We start from the raw sequence: 21,812 nt of genomic DNA, 5'->3' as shown, positions 1-21,812 counted from the left end.
AAATAAATTTTAAAATTTATCTGATCTTATCTTCAGTAAAAAAATCCGTTTAGAAGAAGAAAAAAATCCGTTTGAAACAATTTTTAGTCTTCAAATATACTTTGTCATCACGGTAAAGTTATTGAGAATAATTTTTAGTTATTTTTTGCAAAACTGATTTGACTGGTGGGTGAGGAAAATGGCAAAACTGCAAAAACTGATTTGGATGGCGAGTTTGAGTTGGATTTTAGTTGCTATACCTGCAATGGGTAAGGAGATAAACAGCACCAGCACACAGGAGAAAGCCGATAATCTTAACGCTGCAAGTAAAGTCAAACAATTGCTTGCTCAATCACTGATTGTGATTCCAGAAATCAAATTACAATCTACTGATAAGGGACTTGATGTAATTTTAGAAACTAATCAAAGTGACAAGCTCCAACCAGTAGTAAGAAGTGAAGGCAATAATTACATTGTAGATATACCCAACACCCAATTACGCCTGCCTAGTGGTGAGACATTCCGCCAAGAGAAACCAACTGCGGGAATTACTGAAGTTACAGTTACCAATTTAGATGCAAACACGATCCGTGTGATGGTAATTGGTGAAACTGGTGCGCCACAAGTTGAGTTATTTGATGGTGATGAGGGTTTAGTTTTTGGGGTGGTACCAACTGTAACTACTACTCAAACACCACAGATACAACCAACCCCATCGCAACCAGAACCACAACCAAGTGGTGAAACACAACCAGAACAACCATCAGCGCAAAATGAAGAACCGATTGAATTAGTAGTAACAGGTGATCAAGATACATACCGCGTACCCAATACTTCCGCGGGAACTAGAACTGATACTCTTATCCGAGACATTCCTCAGACTGTTCAAGTAGTTCCTGAACAAGTAATTAAGGATCAAGGAGTGACTCGTTTAAGAGATGCACTGCTGAATGTTGGTGGTGTGGTTCAAAGTGGTGGTTTTGGTGGTACATCCGACCAACTTGGTATTCGGGGATTTTTTGGCGGTGGGCTTTTTGGTGGAAGTATTTTGGTTGATGGTTTCAAGGATGGACGAGGCGGTATTAGAGAAACTGCAAACGTTGAACGCATAGAAGTTCTGAAAGGGCCGGCTTCAGTTTTATATGGTGGTGTTGAGCCTGGAGGAGTAATTAACTTAGTTACAAAGCAGCCTCTAAAAGATCCCTTCTATAGTGCTGAATTGTCAGTGGGTAATTTTTCGACATTTCGCCCTAGTATTGATATTTCTGGGCCAATAAACTCCGATAGAACTTTGCTATATAGGCTCAACTCTGTTTTCGAGTCTTCAGATGGATTCCGTGATTTTAATCAAGATATTCAACGATTTTTTGTTTCACCCACGTTAAAATGGGAAATTGGCAAAGCAACTAACTTAACGTTTCAATTCGATTATCTCAACGATGAACGCCCATTTGATCGGGGATTTTTAGCTTTTGGCCGAGGTATTGTTGATATTCCTTTGGAGCGGATTTTAGGCGAACCAGACGATGTGAGAAGAGTGGAAGAAATAGGTTTTAGCTATCGCTTAGAGCATAATTTTAACGATAACTGGAAAATACGTAATGCTTTCCGATATCAGAGTTCAGATGATTTTGATTATCGTGCTGAACCTCTAAATTTCAATGAGGCAACAGGTATTCTATCAAGGAACTTTAGATCAAATGATGACTACCAAGAAACTTATACCTTACAAACTGATTTAGTTGGTAAGTTTGCTACAGGCTCAATTGAGCATACTTTCTTATTTGGTGTTGACTTAGCTAGAGCCACTTCAGGCGGAACTCAGAAGCGATTACCCGCAGGACTTACACCAAGTATTGATGTGTTCAATCCAGTTTACAACGCCATACCCAGACCTGGTTTAGGAGAATTAACTTTAGTTGTACGTGATAACCAAAATAGTAGCGATGGTTTAGGAATTTTCTTGCAAGACCAAATAGCATTGACAGATAATTTAAAGTTTATTGTGGGTGGACGATTAGATATCGTAGACCAAAACAGCAGAAATTTCTTGAATGACACTGAATCTAGTCAGTATGATACAGCTATCACCCCAAGAGTGGGCATTGTTTATCAACCCATTCAACCTATTTCTCTTTACGCTAGTTACAGCCAGTCATTTCAACCCAATTTTGGTACAAGAGCGGATGGTTCAGTTCTAGAACCTGAACGAGGAACTCAATACGAAGTTGGTGTAAAAGGTGAATTTTTGGATAACAAATTAGCTGCTACTTTTGCGGCTTATGATATCACAAGATCAAATATTGCTACAACTGATCCAGCCAATCCAGACTTCAGTATTCCTGTAGGGAAACAACGCAACCAAGGTATTGAACTCAATGTTGCAGGGGAAATACTTCCTGGTTGGAATGTGATTGCATCTTATTCTTACATTGATGCCGAGATTACCGAAGATAATGATGGGTTGGCTGGAAATCGCCCAGCCAATGTCCCATTTAATACAGCCAGTTTGTGGACAACTTACCAATTACAGCGTGGTGATTTGCAAGGTTTAGGTTTAGGTTTTGGTTTGTTTTATGTAGGCGATCGCCAAGGTGACATCAACAACACATACACCATCCCCGGTTATTTAAGAACAGATGCAGCCATCTACTATCAACGTAATAATTGGCGGGCTGGAATTAATTTCCAAAATATTTTTGACGAAAGATATTTTCAAGGAGCAAACTTTGGCAGAGTTGCCATTGAACCGGGCGCACCATTCACAGTTATTGGGAGTTTTTCTGTAACATTTTAATGATGAAATTTTGCCAATTCTGGAAATTATATCGTCGCATTTTGAAGAAACATCTACCTCTATTTTTTCTCTTGACTCTGGCGTTTCTTCTAGTCACTGCTTGTCATGGTAATATACAAAGCCGGGTTTATACCAAGACACAGTTAACTTCTTCTGAGTGTCGAATAGTCCGCCATAAATTTGGAGAAGCCTGTGTTCCTCTAAATCCACAGCGTTTAATTGTAATGAATGAAACAGATTTAGAAGCAGTGTTAGCACTAGGCGTTAAACCCATAGCAGCAGCAGAACATAACTTGATAACTAGCAGAGGTAGGCAATTCGGAAATAAAGCCGACGGTATAATTTCCATTGGCAAAAGCGCACAGCCAAATTTAGAAAGGATTGTGCAGTTAAATCCCGATTTAATTCTTGGTGAGTACATCAATGCAGAAGATTATCAGCTTTTGTCGCAAATCGCCCCAACAGTAACATTTGAGAATGATTTCACGGCTTGGAAAGAAGCCTTTTTATATATTGGTGAAGTCTTGGGTAAAAGTACACAAGCCCAAGAAGTACTTTCCCAATATCAAAAACGAGTTACAGAATTTCAAAATGCTATGGGAGAGGAACTAGGGAAAATCAAAGTTTGTGTCAGCCGTTTTTATGCAGGAAATCAGGAAACTGAGTTTCGGACTATTTTTTCATTTCCCGGGCATTTACTTTCAGAAATCGGGCTGGCTTCGCCAAAGATACAACAACAACTTACTAAGCCGAAATCACCCCGCGTAGGAGTTAGTATAGAACGTCTAGATTTGCTGGATGCAGATATTTTATTTGCACTCTTAGATCCAGGTTCGGAAAAACACTTTCAACGATATCAGCAAAATCCTCTATGGCAATATTTGAATGTAGTTAAAAATCAAAGAGTTTATGTTGTTGATTCTGGTTACTGGATATTTGGTAATATCTTGTCAGCAAATGCTATTTTGGATGACCTCAACAAATATATTTTGCAGAATAAAAAATCATTATCATCATGACACTTCATACCTTATTTGTTTGTAAATCATGCAGTACGGTTCTCTCTCACGACGAAGCAGACGATCGCGCCGAAGGAAATCAACTCTTGCTGAAGCTGCTGGAAGCTCAAAAAAATAATTCCACTTACAGCAGTCTCAATATTGACTCTGTGGGGTGTTTGTGGAGTTGCGTTAGCAAATATTCTTGTGCGGCGACGTTGGTTTGTCCGCAAAAATATACATACCACTTTGTTGATTTGCTACAAGAAAATGTTACTGATTTGTTGCAATTCAGCCAGCTTTATCAAGAAAGTCAAGACGGATATGTTCTACCTGCTAAAATACCGGGGACACTGCGATCGCATCTGCTGGTACGCATCCCTCCAACACCGGAAGTCCTTTATAGTGAAGTGCTGAGTTAAAAGGCTGTTAATGAGTAGAGTCAAAAGTTTAAATCTTGACCTTGACTAATAATTTCATCTAACTTTCCTTGTGCTGCTATTTTACCTGCGTTCATCACAATTATTTGGTTGGCGCGACGTAAAACAGAACGTCTATGAGAAACCACAAGACAAGTTGGTGTCCATTTTTGTGCTTCACTTCCATTGTTAAATATCCGTGACCATAAAGCTAGTTCTGTCTCTACATCCAAAGCACTAGAAAGGTCATCAAAAACCAGTAATTCTGGTTGACGAACAAACATTCTCGCTGCTGCTAAACGTTGCAATTGCCCACCAGATAGTCTAACGCCTTTTGCTCCTACTAGAGTTTCCATTTTTGCATTCATAGCTGCTAAATCTTGTTCAAATACAGCCATGTTTAGCGCTTTTTCGATTTCAGAATCATCTTTTTCTAAACCCAATAAAATATTTTCTCTGAGGGTATAACTAAACAGTTGGGGAATCTGAGAAGTATAAGCACTACGAGATGGTACAAAAAAATTAGCAGGGTCTTCTACTAGCAATCCATTCCAATAAATAGTACCTGATTGCTTGGGTAATAATCCTAATAAAACTCGTAGCAGTGTAGTTTTACCAGAACCAATACGACCAGTAATAACAGTCAAACTACCGCGCTGTAGCTGAAAACTGATATCTGTAATTCCTTGATTAGTACCAAGATAGTGGTAAGTCAAGTTAGATATAGTTAACAATTTTAAGCAATCTTTTTCTTTTATTTGTGGTTGTTCTAAGGGTGGAAGTAGTTGTTTTCTCCCACTTCTGACGAAGCGTAGCTCATCGCGCAGGTTATTCAGATAAAGTGGATTGTTGGCTACTAAAGTATCTGCTGTTGCACCGGAAAGCAAAGCTGTCATGCGTTCAAAGGAGACTTCAGTTTGTTTATACAACGCCATGAATCTCCCTAATGAGTTGAAAAAGCCAGTCACAAAGGAAAGATTATAAATAAATAAAGCAAAGTCACCTACAGTCAGTTTAGTAGTTTGATTTTGAATTAACACCGAAGCTAGTAGCAAAATTAAACCTGTTCCTAAATTCACCATGTTTTGAAAAACCGAATCTAACATGGCATTTAATAAGCTATCTTTCACCATCACTTGGCGGCGTTTGTCGTTGAGAGTGCGAAAATAATTCAGCACATCTTGTTCTGCACCAGCTACTTTTATTGCTTGCACCGAACTAAATATTTCGCCTAAAATACCTGTCACCTTTTCTGTTGCTTGGCGACTAGCTTTGCGATATCGTTTGATATGAGTTTCTGCTTGTTGAATAATTGCGATCATCCCAACTAAAGGCAGAAAAACAAACAAAGTCATTTGAACATTAACGCTTAGTAAAATTACCAGACAAAGAACAGCAAATATTCCTTCTCCAAGTAGTTCTGATACCCATGCCACATTGTCTTCTATTTGTTGAGCATCATCACGAAAATAACTCAGAATTTCACCTTGAGATACAGCTTTTTCTTCTTCACTGTTAACAATTACAGGTTGAGCATTGGGATTATTTAACAGGCGTTCTAATAAATTGCGTCTTAGCAATGAACTCATGGTGAAACGGTGCTGAGTTTTGGTTAAGCGCCCTGCAAATATTATTCCAATATGTCCTAAATTCAAAGCCAACAATAACACAATCCAAGTTAAAGATGTTAACCCAAATTGGGCTTTACCCGTCAGGCTATCAAAAAATTCTCGGATAATTAATCCTGGAATTGCAGGTAAGCCCGTAATTAAAATCCAGAAGCAACTGTCAATTATATATAGTTTTGGTTGATAGCAAATTAGGTTCCATAATAATTTCCAGCCTGGTGTTTTTTTGGTTGCTGATAACATAATAATTTGTAATTAAAAGAAGACTGTTATGTAAATTGGCATGACCAAAATTAAACTAATAAATCTGTCAAACCAGTCTTGAGTAACTGAGAAAAGCGTGAATGAGAATTTTGAATTAATTCTTCTCGCAAACCATATTCACTGACTCGACCTTTGTCTAAAATTAGAATTTGATTTGCTCTTTGCACGGTGGCTAATCGGTGAGCGATAATGATGCCGGTACGCCCAATTAGTAGCTGGTTTATGGCTTTTTCTATGAGTTTTTCTGTTGTGGGATCGAGGCGTGAGGATGCTTCATCTAAAATTACTAGGCCAGGGTTTTTGAGAAAAGCACGGGCAAATGCTAACAATTGCGCCTCTCCTGCTGATAAGCCAGTACTATCAGGCCCTAATTCAGTATCTAAGTCTTTGGGTAATGAATGGAGCCATGCAGATAATCCCAGCATCTCTAAGGTTTGATAGATGCGATCGTCGCTGATATTTTGGTTAAAAAAGGTGAGATTGTTGCGGACTGTGGTTTGAAATAACTGGACATTCTGAGTTACTAGCCCGACATGCTTAGGTAAGTCTGTTAAGGGAGTTTGCTTGATGGGTACATTCCCCAAGCGAATCGCGCCTGATTGTGGGTCATATAACCTCAGTAATAAGCGTGCTAAAGTCGTTTTACCGCTACCTGTACGTCCTAATAATCCCAATACATGACCGGGTGGTAAATGGAAAGATATATTTTGCAGGATTAATTCTGATTTTGGATCTTGTCTGTTGATGGGTAGACGCGTAGTGGCTTGTCCTTGGATATCGCTGTAGCTAAATGAGACATTCTCAAATATAACGGAAAGTGCGCCGTGAGGAAGTAGCTTTTTACCTCCTGCATTCAGTTGCGATCGCACTTGGAATAAGTCTTGAATCCGATAAATACTGGCTTCTGCTTGTTGCAAATCTTCTAACTGAGTGCGAATTTGCTCAATCGGTTCGCTCAAGAGAGTAGTGTAATAAAAAAATATGTATGCAGTACCGATAGTAATTGCTTTTTGATTCCAAAGGTAAAGAGCTACAGCTAAAGCAATGACGTTACCTAGGGCGAATATACCGTTAGTTGTCGTCCAGAGGATAGTATCAGCAAAGCGGGCTTGATGATAAGTGGGCAACCAGCGGTGCAAAATTTTATAGAAGCGGTGCATAACATAAGTTTTCGCTCCATTTGCTCGGATGTCTTCAATCCCAGTGAGTTGCTCACCCAAAAATCCGAAAAACTCTCCATTGATTTGGCGATAGCTTCCCCAATAAGGAACGGCAATGGAACGCAGACGAATTAGAGTATACAATGCGATCGCCGCAAAAAATAAAATAGCCATACCAGCCCGCCAATCTTCGGCGAACATCACCACAATTACACCCAAAATCAACAGCAAACTACCCAAAATATAAACGCTAAATTTGGAGAAAAACTTAGAAAGATTGTGAATATCACCATCCACTCGCTCTACTAACTCACCTGGTGTAGAAACTTTGTGAAAAGATAAATCGAGTTTTAGACAATGCTCTACTAAATCTGCACGTAAGGCATTAGTCGCTGTCCAAGCAACGTTTTCGCCGTAGTATGTAGCTGTAATTGACATGACTTGCGTCGCTAAAGCCACACCGATAAAGAGAAATGCGGCGATGAATAAGTTCTGGACTGAACCGCCTGTTATAGATGTATCAATGAAATTACGTAAAATTTGTGGGTTGATAAGTTGCAGTCCAATACTAGCGAGTAGAGCGATCGCAAACTTGGCCACTCGCCCCTTTTGAGGCTTGAGATAGTCTATTAACAAATTCCAAAACTGTTTTATACCAATTTTCATAACGTCGTCGAATCTTAGCCAGGATTTTGCTGTAAGTTGTAATTCAATCGGAAGTAATTGAGAAAATTATGCAAAAATAGTATACTACATAAATGATTGCGACAAATAAATTGCTGAAAAAGCTATGCAATAAACGTTTTATCCACCAAAATGGTATTATCGATTCATAATTATTTTTAAGTCTTTAGTGCTAATTAATTTCAATAAAATTAAAGATGGCGGCTATCACCATCTACAAATAATGCTGTTGATTAGAGGCAGGGGGCTCTTAGCAGGGAGAAGAGGGGACTGTAGGTACAAACCGAACTTCGTTCAGGCTCCCTTGCTCCCTTTCACCTTTGGTTAAAACCCCATCTCTTGTAGGTGGCTTTTCTCCCCTGCTAAGAGCTCCCTTCCCCCCTGCTTTTTTATGTATTGCTTAGATTATGTCTGCGTTAGTTAGCTCAATTTGTATATATACCTGGAAAACGGGAAACGAGTCCAACGATTTACAGCTATTCAAAACCGCACCTTGTATAACTCAAATAGTTCTCCTGATTGCTGTGCAACTACCTTAGCACCAGCAGCTTTGAGCATCTTTTCCCACTCAGCCAGAGGTTCTAAAAACACCTCAGCACCTAAATAAGTTTCTAAAACCGCCCAATCCTCTGCTAGAGGCTGTTCTGGGTTGAGGATGTCAAAGACAAAATGTCCATCAGATTTGAGAACTCGTTTGACTTCACCCAAAACAGTGTTCCAGTATTCTAAAGGAAAGTAACAACTAAATCCGGTAGCGATCGCCAAATCAAACTGATCCAAAGGGTAGTTTAAACGATCAGCCGCCCCCAACTCCACACCTTTGAATAACTTTGAATTCAGTTGGGAACCACGAGAATTGAGGGTATCTCGCGCTATATTACTAATTTCTTGCCCATAAAAAAATGCTTGCCAATCTCGCCAAGGATAAATCAAAAAGCTGACACCGCAACCAATATCCAAACAGTGCTGATTTTTTTGAGGTTGAGCAATTTCCCAGAAAGGAGAAACAGCCCTGCCAGCCAAAATACCAGCCTTCCATTCCTGATATATTGGCATAGACTGTACTTCTGTTGGCAATTCAAAAGTGTGATTTTGATACTGGCGATTGAAGCGATAAGCTACTTGTGATGTTCTTTCGTGCCATTTATCTGAGGAAGGATTGTTGGAATTAAACGGATAATTGGGAAATTGCTTTTTAGACATGAGCTGCTTTACTGCTATTGAAAGTGGATGATAGACTTTGAGCGATCGCAGTTGGCTTTGTCAACTAAAAGATGGGAGCGATCGCTTAAAGCACAACCTAAAATTCATAAAGACCTCCGGGAAACCTCATCCCCTTGTGGGTGCGGTTAGTTTACATTGTACAATCGCAAGAAACACCATCTGGAGAACAGCTTGCCTAAATCGATACAATCAACTCAACCACCATTAAAATTTATTCCCCAAAAGTTTAACCCGCTGGCGCTCCAGATAATGCGGTGGTTGTTGCCAATTGTCCTACGTTTTCGGACTCGACCTTGGTTAACTGCTGGTGTTGTTAAAATTGAAGCCGAGAACGCAGAGATATTAGCCCAACTCTATCAACAATTCCAAGCAAGCAAAATCCGCTTTTTGATAGCATTTCGTCACCCAGAAGTCGAAGATCCCCTTTGTATGTTGTATTTGCTTTCGCGCATAGTTCCTAAAGCAGCACGTCAGCAAGGGATCAAATTACAAGAACCACTACATAGCTACTTTCTCTATGATAGAGGCATGACACTGTGGGCAGGAAATTGGCTAGGTTGGTTATTTTCTCGGATTGGCGGCGTTCCAGTCCGGCGTGGTAGACGGTTAGATAGGTTAGCTATTCAAACAGCGCGAGATTTATTCGCCAATGGCAAAATGCCGATCGCAGTTGCACCTGAAGGCGGTACTAATGGACATAGTGGCATAGTTAGCCCCTTAGAACCCGGCGTTGCTCAACTAGGTTTTTGGTGTGTAGAAGACTTGCAAAAAAGCGATCGCACTGAAACAGTATTGATAGTGCCAGTTGCAATTCAATATCGTTACATTCAGCCACCTTGGTTAAAACTAAATTGGTTATTAAGTAAATTAGAAGCTGATAGCGGTTTAGCAGCACAGCCAGTTTCTCAGTCTGCAACTGACAACCCAGCCGAAATTTATTACCAACGCATTTGTCAGCTAGGTGAATATCTCATTACCGAGATGGAAGAATTTTATCGCCGCTTTTATCATCAAGACTTACCACAGATACCCAATCAACCACTAATTCCCCGACTACATCGCTTATTAGATACAGGCTTAAAAGTTGCAGAACAATATTTTGACATCCAAGCACAGGGAAACTTTATCGACCGTTGTCGCCGTTTAGAAGAAGCAGGCTGGAATTACATTTACCGCGAAGATATTCTAGATATCAATACACTACCACCCTTGAAACGCGGACTCGCAGATTGGATTGCAGAAGAAGCAGACTTACGAATGCAGCACATGCGGATAGTAGAAAGTTTTGTCGCCATCACCGAAACTTATCTCAAAGAACAACCCACAGTTGAACGGTTCGCCGAGACAGCCTTACTGATGTATGACATGTTAACTCGAATTCAAGAATCAACATTACCAGGAAGACCTCGTTTAGGACTGCGACAAGTGCAAATTACCGTAGGTGAACCAATTTCAGTCACCGAACGCTGGGAAAAGTCGCAAAATAACCGTCATGCAGCCAGACAAGCAGCGAGTACATTGACAAAAGATTTGCAGGTAGCATTAGAGAATTTGATTAGCTAATTTGTTGTTTATTTTTATCAAATGCGCGGATGGGTAGGTGTAGAAAATTAGCTTTCATCAAAAACTGCTGTATTCTTTTCAGTGTAAGGTTTTGGGGAAAAATTAAATTAAAATCATCCGCGCACCTTAACAAGTCTGGGTTTCAGGTATTTTCTGTAAATCAATTTACATTCTCTAGTGTTATAATCAGTCCATCCGCAAAATCGAACCTTGAAAACCGCATAATAACGGGCTTTCCGCCTTCCGCAGTTGAAACTTTCACTAATCCCTATTAGGGATTGAAACTGGTATCGCATCCGCCTTGATTGCTGATGCCGAATGTTGAAACTTTCACTAATCCCTATTAGGGATTGAAACGGCGCTTGCCTATTGGCTGCAAGAATGGGGATATCCAGTAGAGGTTGAAACTTTCACTAATCCCTATTAGGGATTGAAACATTCTTCAAATCTGGGAAATCCTTCAAGATGGAGAGTTGAAACTTTCACTAATCCCTATTAGGGATTGAAACAATTTGAACAGCCCCGACCAAATATCAACAATATTGTTGAAACTTTCACTGATCCCTATTAGGGATTGAAGCGGATAAGCGAACGGCTTTAGAGGTTGTGTTAAAAGTCTAATTTATTACTTGCCTTGGCGATTGAAAATCGCGGCTACACAGACAAAACCCACCTGCGTGGGTTCAAAACCCTTGATTTTTCATTAGTCCGCGCAGGCGGATTTTTTTGTTCATTAGTGGTACAATTATACTATTCATGCAGAATTCAATGCTCGTTCCAGTCAGGCGAAGGCGGCCACTAGTGTTACAACTACTGTGCAATGCGATCGCTTGGCTTTTATGCTAGGAATAATGCACAATAGACAGTTTATAAATTAATTCATAATTACGTTAGCGAGTCCGCGTCCGCTTTTAGCGTCTCGTAGAGAGCGTTATTAAAAATTACGAATTATTCGCTTAGGAGCATTCAATGAACAGCTGTGTTTTAATGGCAGACATTATTCAAGAGCCACAACTACGGTATACAGCCGATAATCTAGCAGTTACAGAAATGCTAGTACAATTTCCTAATTCCCAAAAGCCAGAAGATCCACCCGCAACCTTGAAAGTGGTGAGTTGGGGTAATTTAGCCACAGATGTGCAGCAAAACTATCATCAAGGCGATCGCGTCATCATTGAAGGGCGTTTAGGCATGGTAACATTTGAGCGCCGCGCCGAAGGTTTTAAAGAAAAACGTGCCGAACTAACAATCCAACGCATTCACCCAGTGGGCAAAGGTTTTTATACTTCATCAGCACCGGAAACCTACTCGCAACCTGCATCTTCAGCTGCAACTGTTCCCACCGCATATCCTCAACCTGATGATTCTAGTTATGGGCAGCCACGTCCAACAGCTGCACCTGCTACTAGTAATGTTGGGGTTACGCCGCTAGTTACAAACCCTGAACCAGCATACCAACCCAGCAATTTTGAGCGTACCTATACGCCAGTCACAGAAGAACCCGATCCAGATGATATTCCGTTCTAATTAACGTGAGTTTGATGACTTCTCCTCAACCCCTCTCCGACGCGGAGAGGGGCTTAAATATCTGGTAAGCTACTCTACATTTAAATTGTATATTTTAGATTTAGGAGAAAAATCTAAATCTCTCTTCGCTGCCGTCTGAATCTACAAATTAGGCGTGTAACAGCTTATCTGCGATCGCACACAATTGCGGATAATTAAGTAATTAGGCAAAATAAATTATACAAATTTTTAACTGTCGCCTGCGGTCACTCAGCGGCTGGTGAGCGCAGTTGAACCATGCCAAAGTGTCACTTATCCCCAACTACTTACTTCCCTTACTCTAGAAAAGCGTATTTATATTAAGCCTGAACGGTTATTTGTTACCTCAAGCTACAATTAGCAAAAACTAAGATTGCCAGCATAGCATCGAAACAACTGCTAAAATCCAAATAATTTTCTGTGAATATCCATACGCAACTCCTATGAGAGAAACTGTCCTAGAGGTTCGCAATCTCCAAGTTGAATTTTCCGGTGATGACAACAGTCTCAAAGCTGTAGATGGAATTTCTTTTGAACTACATCGGGGTGAAACTCTAGGAATTGTAGGAGAATCGGGAAGCGGAAAATCTGTAACTTCACTAGCATTGATGGGTTTGTTACAAACTCCCGGTAGAGTTAGTGGTGGAGAAATTTGGTTTCGTCAACAGCCAGAAGCCAAGCCAATTAATTTGCTGGAGTTACCGCCAGAACAAATGCAGCTACACCGCGGCGGCGACCTCGCTATGATTTTCCAAGAACCAATGAGTTCGCTGAATCCAGTTTATAACATTGGGTTTCAGCTAACTGAAGCGATTATGCGCCATCAGAATGTCTCAACGGTTGAAGCTAGACAAATTGCGATCGCAGGTTTGCAAGAAGTTAAACTTCTTTCTAGTGATGAACAAATCAAACAGCAGTATCTCGAAACTTGGCCTCAAACTAACCCCAATTCACCCAAACCAGATGATTACAAACTGGCACAGTTGGTAAAACAGCATAAAGAAGCCATCTTAGAACGTTATCCGCACCAACTTTCAGGCGGACAGTTACAACGGGTGATGATTGCAATGGCAATTTCTTGCAATCCGTTGCTGTTAATTGCGGATGAACCAACCACAGCCTTAGATGTGACGGTGCAAGCCACAATTATTGATTTGCTACGAGAATTGCAACAAACCCGCGAGATGGCGTTGATTTTCATTACCCATGACTTAGGACTAATTTCAGAAATTGCCGACCAAGTAGCGGTGATGTACAAAGGTAAAATTGTCGAATATGGTGCATCTGAAGATATCTTCAGTCATCCTGAACATCCATATACTAAGGGATTGGTAGCTTGTCGCCCCACACTTAACCATCGTCCCCACAAACTGCTAACGGTTTCTGATTATATGAGTGTGGAAGAAACAGCAAACGGAGAGTTGTTAATTCAGGCAAAAGAACCTCCGCAGCCAATAGAAATCTCTCCAGAAGAAATTACTACCCGATTGACAAATCTGCAAGAAAAGTCAGCTTTATTGCAAATCCGTAATCTAAAAGTGGGTTTCCCTGTGCGCGGGGTTTTTGGTGGCACAAAGCGTTACACTATGGCGGTTAATGATGTTTCCTTTGATGTCAAACCAGGGGAAACGTTGGGGTTGGTGGGCGAATCTGGTTGCGGTAAAACGACCCTCGGTAGGACTTTGCTGCGGTTAATTGAACCAATGAGTGGTGAGATTATTTTCGATGGGCAAAATATCACCAATCTCAAGGGTGAAGCCTTGCAGAAACTCCGACGAGAAATGCAAATTGTCTTCCAAAACCCCTTTAGCGCCCTTGATCCCCGGATCAAAGTTGGCGATGCAATCATGGAACCGTTGTTAATTCACTCTGTGGGTAAGACAGTCAAACAACGGCGAGAACGAGTAATTGAACTTCTAGAACGAGTGGGGTTGAGTGCAGACGCGATGAGTCGCTATCCCCATCAGTTTTCTGGTGGTCAGCGTCAACGGATTTGTATAGCCCGTTCTTTGGCATTAAACCCGAAATTTATCATTTGTGATGAATCGGTTTCGGCGCTTGATGTATCGGTACAGGCGCAAGTATTGAATTTGTTGAAAGAATTGCAAACAGATTTTCAACTCACTTATATATTTATTTCCCACGATTTAAGTGTAGTGAAATTTATGAGCGATCGCATTTTAGTCATGAATCGCGGTCAAATTGTCGAACAAGGCACAGCCGAAAGCATCTACCGCGAACCGAAAGAAGAGTACACGCAAAAGTTAATTGCTTCAATTCCTACAGGTAGCCCAGAACGCATACGTAGTCGCCAAGTGCGAGCAATATAATTTACCTCCCAAGTTTTGGTGATTCAGGAATAATTTCTGTGACTACTCGACCACCTGATTTACCGCCGCTGACAACGATATTTTCTGTTTGGAGATTACCAACGGCGGTGTCACCATTAAAAGTTAAAGGTGGATCAACTTGTCGATAAACTACATTTCCCTGTGCTTCTAATAATTTTTTATCCAGAAACCAAGTGAGTGTTTGAGATTTCAAAGACTGACGACGCTGACCAATGGCGTTCACATTACCGACTAAATAAACCGTTTTTTGCGGTATTTTCATTTCGGCTCGATTGCCTGTCACGGTTAAATTTTCGGCACGGTTGAACACTCGGACTGGAGAATTTGTTTGCACATTTTCTGTGTTCATATTCCAGATCATCGAGTCACTGAGTATCTGCACTGGTGGTTCTAGTAACTCTACTTGGGCTTTTTTTTTGATGGTAGCAATTTTAGTTTTTAAGTTGACTTCAGCAGAATTTCCTCTACCACGATCTGTGATTTGTTTATTTTTATAGCGGTCAATTTGCAGAGGGCGATCGCCAATTAATTTTTCTTGTTTAATCTGCCAAAGTAAATGCTCTGTCCGTATTTGTAACTGGGGATCGGTAGAGTTTGCCACAACTTTGCCAAAAAAGTCTGCTACTTGTTCACGGGTTTTAACTCTCGCTTCTTGCGCTACTGCCTGTAATTGTTTATGCTGTCCGTTGATTTGATTACGGACAATTAATAAATCTTCTTGAGGCCGCCATTCTAATTCGTTACCTTGTAAAACCACACCATTGTTAGGGTCTGTGGCAAATACTTTTCCTTTAAGAAACAGTCGTTTACCATCTTGTTCAATGTCTGCTTGGTCTGCTTTGATTTGGTAAACTATTTTACCATCTTGATATAACTCTCCATAGGGGCTTTCCGCCTGACCGATTTGTTTTTCTTTGGTATATCTTGCCTGTTTAGCTTTAACTTTCCAAAGCGGTCGCCCTACTTCGTCAGCTTGTTCTAAGGAAACATCAAAAAAAGTTAAGTTACTGTCTGAATCTGCTGTGGATGAATCTTGATTATTTTGATTAGAGCCTGTGGGGGATTTACTCCCACAAGCCACTAAATTAATCATTAAAAGTAAAGTTAAAGGCAGGTAATACCAATTTGTTTTGATGTGGATAAAACTCAACCAAGAAAATGAATGAAAGTGGGGGAATTTTATTTTAATTCCCCCCATAAATCTTAAATTTCTTTTTGCTGTCTGTCTGCCTTGCTGATCCTTCATTAATCTTGAATTTCTAGATGTCCATCATGATCTGTGGGATCATCCAAAAAGCCCATTCCCGATAGAGGTCGATATGGGTAACTCTGGCGTGGGGTTTTTTGAATATCTTCTTTGATAGCTTCTAAATCAATGTAGCGATCGCTAACATTAATTAAGCTATCACTGGTCATTGAGCGCAAACTCACAACCTCTACCCGTACACCACGATAACTTACAGAATTGACGGCGTAGGCTAAATCTCCATCACCACTAACTAAAACAGCGGTGTCATAGGAATCTACCAAAGCCATCATGTCTACAGCTATTTCGACATCTAAGTTGGCTTTTTTTGAGCCGTCTGGTAGCTGGACTAAATCTTTAGCTATGACTCGATAGCCGTTCCGACGCATCCACAGTAAAAAACCCTGTTGCTTCTCGTTGGTTCTATCTACACCTGTGTAGAAAAAAGCCCGTAACAATCGAGATCCACCTGTTAAGCGACATAGTAGCTTGGTGTAATCGATTTCAATTCCTAATTGCAGTGCAGCGTAAAATAGATTTGAGCCATCGATAAATATGGCGACTCGACCTCGATTCTCTAAAACTTGTTCTGGGGTAAATATCGAGTCATTTTCTAAATTATTTAACATTGTTGTCATACCTCGGATTTTATTTTGTTATTTTTGATACGAATTTCCGACTTTTACATTTAGTTAGTGCGGTTTATGATAATTTTCTAGGGCTAATATTTAAGTCCAGCCCCAATGAATTTTTTGTGAGATTTGAGAGATAAGAGATTTGTCTGAAAGCGATTTAAAAAACTAATCGTTTTTAGGAGGTTCTATGCGTTTAAAGATTGGTTGAGGATTCCCCAACTGCTGTTTTTTAGATAGTACCCCCCATTTGGAATGGATAGAAAATGGGGCAGCGATCGCTGTTTTAATTTGCTCGTTAAAGTTAATTCCAAAACCCAGTTGTTGATAAATATCACTACTGATATTGGGGATAACTGGTGAAAGAAGATAAGCCGACAGTCTGACAGATTCCAAAACTACATAAAGCACTTTTTCCACTTCCTGCTGCTGTCCTTGTTTATATAGTGACCAAGGGGCTTGATCATCAATAAACTTATTACTGGCTTGCACCAGTGACAAAATCGCTTCACAGGCTTGATTGAAAGCTAGAGCTTCATAGGCTTGTTGTACCTGTTCTCCTAGACTTAAACCAATTCTTTTTAAAGGATTTTCAGCAGAAACACTTTCATCTGAAATTGAAACTTCATTGCCAGCACAGTATTTCTTCACCATGTTCAGGGAGCGATTGAGCAAATTACCTAAATCATTTGCCAAATCTGCATTTAGAACATTAATGAATCTACTTTCATTAAAGTCGCCATCTTTGCCAAATTCGATTTCCTTAAGGAAGTAATAACGAACCGCATCACTACCATAACTCTGGACTAGAGCTATGGGATCGAGGGTATTACCCAGTGCTTTACCCATTTTCTGCCCATCTTTGGTCAAAAAACCGTGGCCAAAGACTCGTTTGGGCAATGGTAGGTCTGCTGACATTAACATTGCTGGCCAGTAAACTGCATGAAAGCGCAGGATATCTTTCCCGATTAAATGCAAGTTAATCGGCCACCATGTCGCTAAAGCATTTGCTAATGTCGGTTCAGCATCGGGTTCTAATAACGCCGTTACGTAACCCAACAGGGCATCAAACCAGACGTAAAGGGTTTGCTTGGGATCAGTTGGTACGGGGAAGCCCCAGTCGAGATTGATCCGGGAAATCGAAAAGTCTTGCAAACCTCGACTAACAAAGCTTAAGACTTCATTCCGACGACTTTCTGGCTGGATGTACTCTGGGTGGGATTGATAAAATTCTTCTAGCTGTTTTTGGTATTTAGATAAGCGAAAGAAATAATTTTGTTCGTCTCGCCACTCTACTTGTTTATTAGTATGAATAGGACAACGGTTGCCATCTAACAATTCTCTTTCTTCTTTAAATTCCTCGCAGGCTACGCAGTACCAACCTTTTTGTTGTCCTTGGTATATATCACCTTTTTCCCAAACTCGCCCAAAAAATTCTTTGACGATCGCTTCGTGACGTACGTCTGTAGTCCGGCTAAAGCGATCATATTGAATATTTAATACCTCCCATAAGTGCATGAAACTGGGGACAATGGCATCGCAAAACTCTTGGGGTGCTTTTCCTAAAGTTTCAGCTGAACGTTGAATTTTTTGTCCATGTTCATCTGTACCCGTAATCAATAGTACCCGATGCCCCATTAACCTCTGAAACCGAGCCACTACATCTGCGGCGATCGTTGTATAAGCACTGCCGATATGAGGAACATCGTTTACATAGTAGAGGGGTGTTGTCAGTGCAAATGTCTGGTCTTTTTTATCCACTAGATTCATGCAAAATTAAAAATAAATTATTAAAACGCTTTTCAATTAATTATGTCGGCAAAACCACGCAATTATATAACATTACTATCACTTTTTCAAACCTCACTTTAATGTTAGCAAATTTCCAGATGCAAGAAATTTTTTGTAATTAGGCAAAACTGGCTTATTTTTACATAACCAACAGAAATTATGAGTTCATATTCCTTTGTAATGCTTTTTGTTACATACATTGTGGCTAAAAGTACAACGCTCTAAACCTAGAAAAATCATCTGCTTATGTTGATAAGACATTTCTATCTTAAGACTGTAGTGCTACTAGTAAAGAAATGTAAAAATTAAATTAAGATAAACTGCGATATTTTCCCAAAAGTATATTTAGATATGAGTCTAAATAGTCCTCTGGACATTTCTCGCTTATTCCTAGCGGCGTTTTCGACACAAATGTTTCGTTATTACGAGGATCGCATTCCTCAAGATGCAAGTTTGTTAGTAGTGAGCAATCATCGCAGCTTTATGGATGCCATGATTTTAATGGCAGCACTATCGAGTCCAATTCGTTTTGCTTGCCATCACTATATGGGACAAGTGCCGATTTTACGAGAGATTGTCACAGGGCAATTAGGTTGCTTTCCTTTAGAAACAATTCCCAACCGCCAGCAGAGCTTTTTTGCCCAGTCACAGATGCTATTACAATCAAAACAGATGGTAGGGGTTTTTCCTGAAGGGGCTGAACCAATGGTGCAATCGACTCCGGCATCTATGGTGGGTGAATTTCAGAGAGGATTCGCCCATTTAGCGTTACGATCTGCTGTACCTGACTTGGCAATTTTACCAGTTGCGATCGCCTCCTTGGAAGAAGTCAACACCACAGCATTTCCCTTAAAACTGTTGAGTTTGTTCGACCCTTCAGAACCTTTATTTAATCAATCTGGTTGGCATCCTTTAGTCATATATCATCGGGTAGCTGTGTTAATTGGTCGTCCTTATTGGATTACAACTCAGCATCAACAGAAATATCATGGAAAACAGGCAAAAAATGTCGTATCAGAGCTAACCGAACACTGCCAAAATGAAATCGCCAATTTACTGAGACAAGGGTGCTATTGAAGTAAAACACAAGCAAGCTTAAAACCTAAGTTTTTGATTTATTTATCCCTGAACAATTATTCAGGCAGAGTTGTAATATTTTGCTTTTTTTTGAGATAGTTTGCTGATTCTTGTCTGGCTTTTATCTATTGATGGGATTGAGTTATGTGTATAAACAGCTTAAACTTATATTTTATGAAGTTTTTATTAGCTGAGTTATGATTTTAACAGACTTTTTCCTGCAATACTGCGCTGAATTCAGCAAGAGATGACAAACTTCAAAGTATGGTTATTGTATGCAGGTAAAACTATAAGAACCAAAAAGTTGAATTAAAAATTTTACAATGCCAGAAATTGAGCTAAAGCCGTGTTTTCTAACTCCTAAAAGAGTCCAAGCAGAGTACCCGTTGTTTGTGTATTTACCAGGAATGGATGGCACTGGTCAAATGTTGCGATCGCAAACAGATGGATTAGAAGTTGGCTTTGATGTGCGCTGTTTAGCGATCCCCAGGAAAGACTTGACTACGTGGGAAATACTAACGAATAATGTCTTGGACTTAATCCATGCAGAATTAGAAAAAAGCTCCCAGAGGTCAATTTATCTTTGTGGGGAATCATTTGGGGGCTGCTTGGCAATGAAAGTAGCCATCAAAGCACCCCATTTATTTAAACGGATTATTTTAATCAACCCAGCCTCAGCCTTTAATTTGCGTTCTTGGTTGCCTTGGACATCCCAACTGACGTATTTAGTACCCGAATGTTTTTATGATATCGGTGCATTGGGGTTATTGCCGTTTTTGGCATCTTTAGAACGGATGACGAGAAGCGATCGCCATGATTTGCTCAAAACCATGCGTTCCGTACCATCAAAAACAGTTAACTGGCGGTTGTCTTTATTGAGACAATTTGAGATTGATGAAAACCAGCTACGTCGCTTGACTCAACCTGTTTTGTTAATTGCTGGAGGTAGCGATCGCCTTTTACCTTCGGTAAGCGAAGTCAAGCGCATAGCTGGTATCTTACCCAATTCTCAGGTTTTAGTACTGCCAAATAGCGGACACGCCTGTTTGCTAGAGAAAGATGTTAATCTCTATGAGATTTTAGAGGATAACAATTTTTTGACAAATTATGAATTGCCTACTCAGGAACTCAACCTAGCTGAAGAAAGGTTAGAAGAATACGCCGAACTTCTCAGACATGAAGATTGATAATTTGTGCTTGTTGGGAGAGTTCAAGTCATTTCAAGTTTAGCTACAAACTAACTAGAGAGATGTTCACGATGATCTCAAAAAAATGGCAGACACACCCCAATCAGAACCCAAAGTAAACCAATCAGTTAATTTACCAGAAGCAAAAATCACCCGACAGACATCCACAGCCGAGAAGTCATCACTGTTAGATTCCTTGTCCCAAAGTGGTAAAGCGTTTTTAGATACAGCTTTGGGAGTGGGAGTAGTAGCAGCAAAGCAAACACATAAGTTATTTGGGCAAGCTACTCAAACCACTGGTGAGCTAGTCAATCTTCTTAATCAAAATTGGCTAATCCGCAAACTATCTGGGTTTTTGAATCTCAATTGGCTGATAGGTGCTACCGAAAATGTTGATCTAGAAAAAGCAGCAGCCACTGTTAAAAAACTCCAGCAAAAATATCCGCAAGAATCTCCCAGTCAAATTTCCCACCGCATCATGATGGAAACAGCAACTAAAGCTGGGGGGATTGGTTTTGCCAGCAGTATTTTACCAGGGGTAGCGGCAGCATTGTTGGCTATTGATTTAGCCGCAACACTGAAATTGCAGTCAGAAATGCTGTATCAAATTGCCGCTGCCTATGGGCTAGACTTACAAGAGCCAGCACGTAAAGGCGAAGTTTTGACAATTTTTGGTTTGGGTTTGGGAGGTAATCGACTTTTGAAAGCAGCAGGATTAGCGCTGCTGAGAAATGTACCGTTTGCGGGTGCAGCGATCGCCACTAGTTCCAACGCTGCCATGAGTTACTCTCTAGGGTATGCAGCTTGTCGATTTTATGAAGCCAAACTGGATGAATCCACTTCGTTGACATCAAAAGAAACCTTGGCAACTTTAAAAGCAGAAAGTGAAAATTATTTAGAAACTGCGATCGCTCAACAAGTGATCATGGATAAAATTCTAGTTCACATGCTCCTTGCCAGCCACCCAGAAAAAACCTGGGGAGAAATCTTACCACAATTACAATCACTGAATTTCAGCCCGGCATCAATAACAGCGATTGCCAACAATATCAAATCACCGCAACCTTTAGATACACTACTCAATCAACTCAACCGTGATTTTGCTGTCCCCTTATTGGCGCAGTGCCAAAGAATTGCTCAACTTGACAATCAGACTACAGCAGTAGAGCAAGAAATTATTACGGCGATCTCTAATAAATTTGATATTGAGATCACCGAAGTTCAGTCAATAGTTAATAGTTCTGAGTCAACAACCAGCCCCTAGCCT

16 protein-coding genes and 1 CRISPR repeat array are annotated in these 21,812 nt (G+C 40.3%); of the genes, 10 read left to right on the top strand and 6 right to left on the bottom strand.

The window, feature by feature from the left end; translation table 11 throughout:
• Positions 1-178 precede the first annotated feature (178 nt).
• The 3 genes from IQ259_RS10710 to IQ259_RS10700 are packed head-to-tail and all read left to right on the top strand — an operon-like array spanning position 179 to position 4,196.
• Positions 179-2,776: a TonB-dependent receptor gene (locus IQ259_RS10710; RefSeq protein WP_193884486.1), complete on the top strand. Its 2,598-nt coding sequence runs from the start codon at positions 179-181 to the stop codon at positions 2,774-2,776.
• Positions 2,776-3,795, top strand: coding sequence for an iron-siderophore ABC transporter substrate-binding protein (locus IQ259_RS10705; protein WP_228014475.1), 1,020 nt, complete (start codon positions 2,776-2,778; stop codon positions 3,793-3,795). Before IQ259_RS10710 ends, IQ259_RS10705 begins: the two co-directional genes overlap by 1 nt.
• Positions 3,792-4,196, top strand: coding sequence for a DUF1636 domain-containing protein (locus IQ259_RS10700; RefSeq protein ID WP_193884484.1), 405 nt, complete (start codon positions 3,792-3,794; stop codon positions 4,194-4,196). Before IQ259_RS10705 ends, IQ259_RS10700 begins: the two co-directional genes overlap by 4 nt.
• A gap of 20 nt (positions 4,197-4,216) precedes the next feature.
• On the opposite strand, the gene IQ259_RS10695 is transcribed toward IQ259_RS10700, so the two are convergent.
• From IQ259_RS10695 to IQ259_RS10685, 3 genes are all read right to left on the bottom strand, one after another.
• On the bottom strand, positions 4,217-6,064 hold the full coding sequence (locus tag IQ259_RS10695; RefSeq protein ID WP_193884483.1) for an ABC transporter ATP-binding protein: 1,848 nt from the start codon (positions 6,062-6,064) through the stop codon (positions 4,217-4,219).
• 50 nt (positions 6,065-6,114) lie between these two features.
• The gene (locus IQ259_RS10690; protein ID WP_193884481.1) at positions 6,115-7,911 is read right to left on the bottom strand and encodes an ABC transporter ATP-binding protein; all 1,797 of its coding nucleotides are present in this window, start codon (positions 7,909-7,911) and stop codon (positions 6,115-6,117) included.
• A gap of 498 nt (positions 7,912-8,409) precedes the next feature.
• Complete coding sequence (locus IQ259_RS10685; protein ID WP_193884479.1) at positions 8,410-9,132, bottom strand: class I SAM-dependent methyltransferase; 723 nt, start codon at positions 9,130-9,132, stop codon at positions 8,410-8,412.
• A 27-nt stretch (positions 9,133-9,159) separates the two neighbouring features.
• Between IQ259_RS10685 and IQ259_RS27555 the strand changes: the two genes are divergently transcribed.
• From IQ259_RS27555 to IQ259_RS10670, 4 genes are all read left to right on the top strand, one after another.
• Positions 9,160-9,282, top strand: a complete 123-nt coding sequence (locus IQ259_RS27555) for a hypothetical protein (RefSeq protein ID WP_255525319.1) — start codon at positions 9,160-9,162, stop codon at positions 9,280-9,282.
• Between the two features lie 42 nt (positions 9,283-9,324).
• Positions 9,325-10,716: a 1-acyl-sn-glycerol-3-phosphate acyltransferase gene (locus tag IQ259_RS10680; protein ID WP_193884477.1), complete on the top strand. Its 1,392-nt coding sequence runs from the start codon at positions 9,325-9,327 to the stop codon at positions 10,714-10,716.
• 248 nt (positions 10,717-10,964) lie between these two features.
• Positions 10,965-11,297: direct repeats of the CRISPR family, unit length 37 nt; unit sequence GTTGAAACTTTCACTAATCCCTATTAGGGATTGAAAC.
• Between the two features lie 388 nt (positions 11,298-11,685).
• Entirely contained in the window at positions 11,686-12,243 is a 558-nt protein-coding gene (locus IQ259_RS10675; protein ID WP_193884475.1) for a single-stranded DNA-binding protein, read from the top strand.
• 461 nt (positions 12,244-12,704) lie between these two features.
• Complete coding sequence (locus tag IQ259_RS10670) at positions 12,705-14,591, top strand: ABC transporter ATP-binding protein (RefSeq protein ID WP_193884473.1); 1,887 nt, start codon at positions 12,705-12,707, stop codon at positions 14,589-14,591.
• 1 nt (position 14,592) lies between these two features.
• Here IQ259_RS10670 and lptC read toward each other — a convergent pair whose 3' ends face one another.
• From lptC to metG, 3 genes are all read right to left on the bottom strand, one after another.
• Positions 14,593-15,858 (bottom strand): LPS export ABC transporter periplasmic protein LptC, encoded by a 1,266-nt coding sequence (lptC, locus tag IQ259_RS10665; RefSeq protein ID WP_193884471.1) that lies wholly within the window; start codon positions 15,856-15,858, stop codon positions 14,593-14,595.
• On the bottom strand, positions 15,858-16,487 hold the full coding sequence (locus IQ259_RS10660) for an NYN domain-containing protein (protein WP_193884469.1): 630 nt from the start codon (positions 16,485-16,487) through the stop codon (positions 15,858-15,860). Before IQ259_RS10660 ends, lptC begins: the two co-directional genes overlap by 1 nt.
• Positions 16,488-16,658: 171 nt before the next feature.
• Positions 16,659-18,260, bottom strand: coding sequence for a methionine--tRNA ligase (gene metG, locus IQ259_RS10655; protein WP_193884467.1), 1,602 nt, complete (start codon positions 18,258-18,260; stop codon positions 16,659-16,661).
• A gap of 372 nt (positions 18,261-18,632) precedes the next feature.
• Here metG and IQ259_RS10650 point away from each other — a divergent pair, with 372 nt between their 5' ends.
• The 3 genes from IQ259_RS10650 to IQ259_RS10640 all read left to right on the top strand — a co-directional run bounded on the left by IQ259_RS10650 (position 18,633) and on the right by IQ259_RS10640 (position 21,809).
• On the top strand, positions 18,633-19,358 hold the full coding sequence (locus tag IQ259_RS10650; RefSeq protein ID WP_193884465.1) for a 1-acyl-sn-glycerol-3-phosphate acyltransferase: 726 nt from the start codon (positions 18,633-18,635) through the stop codon (positions 19,356-19,358).
• 323 nt (positions 19,359-19,681) lie between these two features.
• Positions 19,682-20,545, top strand: coding sequence for an alpha/beta fold hydrolase (locus IQ259_RS10645; RefSeq protein WP_193884463.1), 864 nt, complete (start codon positions 19,682-19,684; stop codon positions 20,543-20,545).
• 85 nt (positions 20,546-20,630) lie between these two features.
• Positions 20,631-21,809: a hypothetical protein gene (locus tag IQ259_RS10640; protein WP_193884461.1), complete on the top strand. Its 1,179-nt coding sequence runs from the start codon at positions 20,631-20,633 to the stop codon at positions 21,807-21,809.
• Positions 21,810-21,812: the final 3 nt, after the last annotated feature.

Origin of the sequence: Fortiea sp. LEGE XX443, assembly GCF_015206815.1 — a bacterium.
GTDB lineage: Bacteria > Cyanobacteriota > Cyanobacteriia > Cyanobacteriales > Nostocaceae > Nostoc_B.
The sequence above is the reverse complement of the archived record's forward strand: the minus strand, read 5'-3'. Positions and strand labels throughout refer to the sequence as shown.